This window comes from Actinobacillus ureae ATCC 25976 (assembly GCF_000188255.1).
In the GTDB taxonomy this organism is placed as follows: domain Bacteria; phylum Pseudomonadota; class Gammaproteobacteria; order Enterobacterales; family Pasteurellaceae; genus Actinobacillus; species Actinobacillus ureae.
Window position 1 is genome coordinate 417,651 of record NZ_GL831081.1, and the last position, 6,847, is coordinate 424,497.

General features: G+C 39.7%; 7 protein-coding genes and 2 pseudogenes. 4 read left to right on the top strand and 5 right to left on the bottom strand.

Annotation, left to right across the window (positions count from 1 at the left end):
- Positions 1 to 112: 112 nt before the first annotated feature.
- The 4 genes and pseudogenes from lgt to HMPREF0027_RS09880 all read right to left on the bottom strand — a co-directional run bounded on the left by lgt (position 113) and on the right by HMPREF0027_RS09880 (position 3,659).
- Complete coding sequence (gene lgt, locus HMPREF0027_RS09865) at positions 113 to 907, bottom strand: prolipoprotein diacylglyceryl transferase (RefSeq protein WP_005624811.1); 795 nt, start codon at positions 905 to 907, stop codon at positions 113 to 115.
- Between the two features lie 55 nt (positions 908 to 962).
- Positions 963 to 1,754, bottom strand: a complete 792-nt coding sequence (locus tag HMPREF0027_RS09870; protein WP_005624813.1) for a sulfite exporter TauE/SafE family protein — start codon at positions 1,752 to 1,754, stop codon at positions 963 to 965.
- A complete protein-coding gene (gene rppH / locus HMPREF0027_RS09875; protein WP_005624814.1) occupies positions 1,754 to 2,371 on the bottom strand; it encodes an RNA pyrophosphohydrolase in 618 nt (205 codons plus the stop codon). Before rppH ends, HMPREF0027_RS09870 begins: the two co-directional genes overlap by 1 nt.
- Positions 2,372 to 2,907: 536 nt before the next feature.
- Positions 2,908 to 3,659: pseudogene (locus HMPREF0027_RS09880) on the bottom strand (M48 family metallopeptidase).
- A gap of 109 nt (positions 3,660 to 3,768) precedes the next feature.
- Here HMPREF0027_RS09880 and HMPREF0027_RS12805 point away from each other — a divergent pair.
- From HMPREF0027_RS12805 to HMPREF0027_RS12815, 3 genes and pseudogenes are all read left to right on the top strand, one after another.
- Positions 3,769 to 3,960, top strand: coding sequence for a S8/S53 family peptidase (locus HMPREF0027_RS12805; RefSeq protein WP_244261877.1), 192 nt, complete (start codon positions 3,769 to 3,771; stop codon positions 3,958 to 3,960).
- Between the two features lie 124 nt (positions 3,961 to 4,084).
- Positions 4,085 to 4,996 (top strand): autotransporter-associated beta strand repeat-containing protein, encoded by a 912-nt coding sequence (locus tag HMPREF0027_RS12810; protein ID WP_005624821.1) that lies wholly within the window; start codon positions 4,085 to 4,087, stop codon positions 4,994 to 4,996.
- A gap of 131 nt (positions 4,997 to 5,127) precedes the next feature.
- Positions 5,128 to 5,397, top strand: a pseudogene (locus HMPREF0027_RS12815) (autotransporter domain-containing protein); the annotation flags it as partial.
- An 83-nt stretch (positions 5,398 to 5,480) separates the two neighbouring features.
- Here the strand turns inward: HMPREF0027_RS12815 and matP are convergent.
- Positions 5,481 to 5,927, bottom strand: coding sequence for a macrodomain Ter protein MatP (matP, locus tag HMPREF0027_RS09895; RefSeq protein WP_044024516.1), 447 nt, complete (start codon positions 5,925 to 5,927; stop codon positions 5,481 to 5,483).
- 84 nt (positions 5,928 to 6,011) lie between these two features.
- Here matP and HMPREF0027_RS12820 point away from each other — a divergent pair.
- Positions 6,012 to 6,847: AAA family ATPase (locus tag HMPREF0027_RS12820; protein WP_005624829.1), on the top strand; the 836-nt coding region annotated here is incomplete at its 3' end.

Below are 6,847 nucleotides of genomic sequence, written 5' to 3' on the forward strand. Positions count from 1 at the left end.
CTATCCCCAATTTTGTGTGTTTTCGAACCGGATCGCAAAATTCGGGCAACAAAAAAGCGGTTGAATTTCATTAGAAATTTGCAAAATTTCCACCAAATTCAACCGCTTGTCGTTATGCTTTTTTACGGGAGTATGCCCAAATCATAATCACTAATCCGCCGATAATCATTGGTAATGATAATAATTGGCCTCGCGTAATCAAATCATCTACAGTGTTCACATTCGGGTCGATATCACGTACATATTCGACTAAGAAGCGGAACACACCGTAACCGATTAAGAACAAGCCGGCGACTGAACCAGCCGGACGATGCTTTTTGATAAACCAATTAAGGATGAAGAACAGCACCACACCTTCTAAGAAAAACTCATAGAGCTGCGAAGGATGACGAGGTAAATAGCCACCACTTGGGAATAATACCGCCCAAGGAACATCGGTGACACGTCCCCAAAGTTCATCATTGATAAAGTTACCGATACGTCCCATTCCAAGTCCGAACGGAATTAGCGGTGCGATAAAATCTGATGTTTGCCAGAAACTACGTTTTTGACGGAAAGAAACCCAAATCATTGCAACAATCACACCAATTAAACCACCGTGGAATGACATCCCTCCTTCCCAAATACGAAATAGAAACATCGGGTCTTGTAACAAGCGGTCGAAATTATAGAAAAGCACATCGCCGCTACGTCCGCCTAATACTACGCCCCAGAAGCAGGTATAGATAAGCTGATCAACTTGTTCGGTTGTCCAAACGCCACTGGAATTTTTTGCTCGGCGCATACCTAGCCAATAAGCGAAACCGAAGCCGATTAAATACATTAAACCGTACCAACGTAGGGAGATGGGACCAAGGCTAAAAATAATCGGATCAATTTGTGGAAATTGAATAAATTGTTCGTTCATATTGTTCCTTTAAAAAAATTCCCCTCTGGAGTAGAGGGGAGTAAGTAAAATCGAGCTATTTTAAAAACATATTAATCGCAATCGCAACTAACATCACTGCGAAGGCTTTTTTCAAGGTTGCTACCGGTAACACATTTGCCGCATTTGCCCCGAGTTTAGAGGTGAAATAGGAAGTTAGCGTAATACCGAATAATGCCGGTAAATAAACGTAGCCTAAAGAGTAATCCGGCATACTTGCGACATTCCAACCGCTTGCGATAAAGCTGACTGTACCGGATAAGCCTAAAAATGCCCCGCAGAAGGATGATGTACCGATTGCACGTTTCATTTCTAAGCCTCGGCTATTTAGAAACGGTACGATAAAAGCACCACCGCCGATTCCCGCAACACTGGATAATGCTCCGATAACGCCACCGGCAATAATAGTGCCTTGAGTCGTAAGCGGTTTAATTTTTTGCTCTTTTTTCAAAGAGAAAATCATACGGCCGGCTAAATAAATCACCATAATCGCAAATAATTTCGACATCAATTTGGCATCTAATCCACTGATCACTAGACCGGCGAGAAATACCGAAATCATAATAGACGGAATAAAGATCTTACTGACGTTCCAATCAACATTACCTAATTTATGATGACGTTGTGCCGAAGAAAATGCGGTAATGACAATGGTCGAAAACGATGTACCTAAAGCAGCAGACATCAAGTTTTCTGGTGTTACACCCGCCATCGGTAATAAGTAAACTAAGCTTGGTACGATAATTAAACCGCCGCCAATACCGAATAAACCTGCTAAAAAGCCAACGACGGTACCTAATGCAAGACAACTCAAAAATACTTCTATCATTACGATTTTCCTTTCTGATGCGGATTGTTCCACGCACGAGTAGGCTTGCGAAATTCACGTTTTTGATAGTCACGCTTTTGAAAATCTCGTTTTTCCGTACGTTCTATACGTGGTTTTTCAACCGTTTCTACTTTTTTCGATTCATTTAATAACACCACGGCAAATTCTTTCATCACTTTGCGATACACATCACGCTTAAACGAAACCACTTGACGCACCGGATACCAAAAACTTACCCAACGCCAGCCATCAAACTCCGAGCTTTTGGTTGTTTTTAAATCAATTGCATTTTCATCACTGAGAAGTTGTAGCAAAAACCAACGTTGTTTTTGCCCGATACACACTGGCTGAGAACCATCACTACGCACTAAGCGTTTGGGTAATTTATATTTCAGCCAATATTTAGACGCCCATAATAATCGTACATCTTTTTTGGTTAAGCCGACTTCTTCATAAAGCTCACGGTACATTGCCGTTTCAATGTTTTCGCCCTCGTTAATTCCGCCTTGCGGAAACTGCCAAGAGTTTTGTCCAAACCGTTTTGCCCACAGAACTTGTCCTGCTTTATTACAAATGACGATACCAACATTTGGGCGGTAGCCATCGAAATCGATCACTGAACCACCTTATTTATTTTAGGTAATAGAGAAAATGGATGAGATTGTTTCACACTTTCCGTCTTAGAACAACCTTTAAAGCCAATTTTGTAGATAACTCTGTGGATAAGTTGTAAAACGAATGCGTATTCTAATCGAATAACTTCATTAACTCCTTGTTTTTATTTGGTGGGATAATTCAGGTTTATTTTAGATCAATATACGATCTTTTTTTGTAAGAGGATCAGTGTTTTTAGAGAATAATTCGGCAAGTATATGGATAACCTTACAGATTACGCCGTGATTGTTGAGTTTTATTCACATCGGAGATCTATTTATCCCCATTATCTGTGGATAAAATTGTGATAGATCGGAATAATGATCGTGAATAACTTTGAACATCATAAAGAAATGGCTAAATTCCATAATAGAAACAATAAGTTATGATGTTATACACAAATGTTAGCAAGTTCAAAAAAGTATTGGTCATTTTTTGCTCAACAAAAAGAAAGGCAGATCGTTTTTATGATCTGCCTTTAGCTTTAGGATATATCACATTATCTTTTGCTTGTTTTATATACTTTCATCGCTTCTGGAAGCAGACGTTCAAGGTTTGCTTGGCGTTCTTCATTAGATGGGTGAGTTGAGAAGATAGAAATGCCTGAATTACCAGCCGCTTTACTCATTTTTACCCATACATTTGGTGCAGCGGAAGGGTTATAACCTGAACGAGCCATTAGCATTAAACCGATTTCATCCGCTTCAGTTTCTTGACTGCGAGAGAACGGTTTATTTACGATTAAATCCGTGCCAGTACTAAGTAAGCCACCGGTATCCGTTCCAAGTGCAACAGACACTGCGGCATCGGCTACCGCACCTAAAATACCGGTCGTCATTTCGACGTTATAAGCGGATTTACTATGTTCTTGCAATGCGTGTGCCATTTCGTGTCCCATAACGGTTGCAATTTCATCATCCGTCATATTTAAGCGCTCAACAAGCCCGGTGTAAAAAACCATTTTTCCACCTGCCATTGCCCATGCATTTAATTCTTTTGAATGGAATACGGTAATTTCCCAATTGAACGGTACGCCTGTTGTATTGGCTTGCTCAGCATGAGGTTTCATACGATTAAATATGGTTTGTACCCGTTTGGCTGTTGCAGACGTTCTATCGATTGCTCGCGCATTTTGCTGCTTCATTTGCATATAGCCTTGTTCTGCTTTGCTATTCATTTGGTGAGTATTCACGCAAGCGGCAATCGTGCCAGTACAAATGCAGAAAAACCGAGTTGCTTCACTAATTTCATCTTCATTCCTTACTGATTTATCAGCCCTGTGCCGTAAAACTCCGTTCTTTAGGGCGGAGATATAAGGCACAGGGCTGATAAAAATAAAGTAAAAGACGGCGGGTTATTTATTTGGGCTGCGGGTAACAACCGTGGTGACAAAGATCCGAGCGTTCAAGCAGGTTTACCTCACTATATGCCGGAATTGGAGAAGGGTTGGATTTCTGTTGTTGCGTTAGCGACAAGAAGCTCTAACAGTTTAGGTAATTTTGAATGGAGCAATTTATTACCATACTCTCAATCAGGTGTGGCGAAAAATTAGACCGTTTTAGCAATGGGTGACTACGTTTTCAACTTAAGAGGGAGTAACGTAGTATCAAGTGGTTCATCATTTGCTGCGCCGGCCGTAATAGGTACTGCAGCATTAGTGAAAAAAATATCATTGGATGGATGGTAACTTGATCAAACAATCTATCTTAACCACAGCAACCGATATCGGTGCGCGTGGCGTAGATGATGTATATGGTTGGGGTTTACTCAATGTTGAAAAAGCTACCAATGGTCCTGCACGTTTTGACAAAGGCCTTGCATTTGCAGATAACGTGACTGTTAATATCCCAACTGGACGTTATGAGTTCTCAAATGATATTGACGGTAACGCCGGCTTAGTTAAAAATGGTAGAGGTGAACTTGTCTTATCAGGTGCAAGTACTTTTGAAGGCGTAACAACCTTAAACGAAGGTGCAATCACCATTAACGGTAAGAAATATGCGTCAAAAGTCAATGTAGGTAATCGTGGTACTTTAGTTGCAAACAGTACAACGTTAGAAAATGGCGTAAATAACGAAGGTACGTTTGTTAACCAAGGTTATTCAACCATCAACAATAACTACATCGCTTCAGCGCAAAGTACGTTAGTGTCAGATTTAGGTTCTAACTTAAATGTGAAAGGTGAAGTGGATTTAAATAATTCAACCTTAGCACTAACCGCAGAAAAAGATGGTAAAGCACAATATGTTACAGCAAAAGGTGTAACAACTTCTGCAATTACCTCTGATACTGCAATTAAAGGCAACTTTAGTGCGATCGAAACTTCTGGTTTATTAAATGCGACGGCAGTTAAAACCAGCGAGAATGAAATCAGTGCAACGGTTAGCCGTAAAAATGTTGCGGATTATGTGAACGAAACAACCTCTGGCGAAGCAATGTGGGAAAATGTTGCTATGGTCTTAGAAAACAGTTTCACCACTTTAGATTCACAAATTGAGGAAAATAAAGGCACAACAACTGCAACGAATGACTCTTTTGCACAACAAGCGGCTGTTTTACAAAACAGCATTGCAAATGCTAATACGTAAAGCGTAGTCTTAGATAGCTTATCTGGTCAAATTTATGCGTCAGCGCAGGCGCTTACTTTTGAAAATGCAGAAACAGTAAACAAACTAGCGGACTTGTTGGTTTACGTACATCATTAGATGTAAACGTTGCAGGGATGAAAACAACCCTTCAAGGTTATGTAAATCACCAAAAAGCGTTTAATGATGAAGATCTTAGCTTTAAAGCAAGCTATACCGGTTTACAGGATGCAAAATTCGATGTGAAAGGTATCGGCCTTGCGAAAAGCAAAACGTGGGTTGGTGTAGGTGCATTAACGGAAGTGAACAAAAACACCTCGTTATATGTTAACTACGATTTAAAACTTACGAAAAGTAAAGGTCATAACAATGTTGTGAGTGCTGGTGTGAGAGTAACTTTCTAAGCCGGTATTTACTGATAAGAACACTATGAGCACTAGACGTATCGCTCATATTTTTTTGCAAAATTTCGGTGAAAAACGACCGCTTATTTCAGCAAGTCTTTTAGGCTGGATTTCATTTTTTCCATCTGATCCAAATAGATATGCTGGTTTTCCAACTCGTCAATCAAATGATTGATAGCTTCGGACAATGTCATCTCTCTTTCCTTCGAATACTTCGATAAACGTAACCAACTCGCATATTCTAAATCGATCGATTTTTTCTTCGTCGTTGGTTTCTCCGCATTAAAAAAACGCTTACGCTTGGCACGAATCGACTGGCGCATTTTCTTACGTTGCTCCGCCGTCATCTCCGTTTTAATCCATTGCTCGATTTCTTCCGGCGAATGTTGAAGCGTCGTTAAAAGTTGAACCTTCAGCTCAATCAAACTGGTTTCTTCGTGCTTCGTGATATTTTCACCTTCTCGATGCTTCTTGAGCAAATACTTCCATTTCCAATTCGCTTCTTGAATCTCTAACTTTTGATAGCGCATTTTCTTCTCTTCACACTGCTTAAACTTAGGCAAGTATAACGGAATTCTGTATAATAAACCAAATTTCTATTATGAGGCATTTTCGTGAATTTAACCCCATTAGACTGGCAATCTCTCACCTTACATCATTCATTCAAAGAAACGAGTAATGAAGTAGGCTTCTTTGATTTCCAACCCAATGCAAAACAAGCGATTGACCAATTCAAACGTGGGCAATTTGGTTCGCTATTAGTGATAAAGACGGAAACCTTCCCTGAATTTATCCAAGATATTAAACATTATCTTGCCGAAAATCTTGTATCTCCTCTGATTACCAAAACGGAATTTAGTCGTAATCACTTATTCGGTTATAGCATTTACCTAGAAAAAGAACATAAAGTAGAAAACGTAACGGGGGCAATTCAACAAGCAAACAACGGTATTCTGCTGCTGAATGTTAACTCATTATTATTGGATATCACGCAGTGGGACAAATTAAAACAGGCTTTATTATTCGGTTCATTCGAACAAAATGCTGTGAATAATATCCCTTATCTGCTCCCGGCTATTCAGTCTAATTTCAAATTGGTACTGATTGGTAGCCGAGAAGATATTTCACTCTTAGCCGAATACGATGATAGTCTCTATCAAGTTGCGCAATATACCGAAGTAGAATCCTATTTAACTCTTAATGACGAAAATATTGGGCAATGGGGGGACTATGTCCAATCAAGCTCCCAAAAATGGATCAACAAATCCTTTACCGGTCAAGCGCTTAACCAGTTTTTACAAGCCTATATACGGGAAAGTGAAAGCCAAGAATTGGTGTCTATTTCACCGACTTTACTCAAAAAGCATTTGTTAGGCCTTGCAACTTTTTACTCAAATTCAACCGCTTTAAGCCAAGTAAAAGAATATTTTGATTATTTAGAACAGCAATC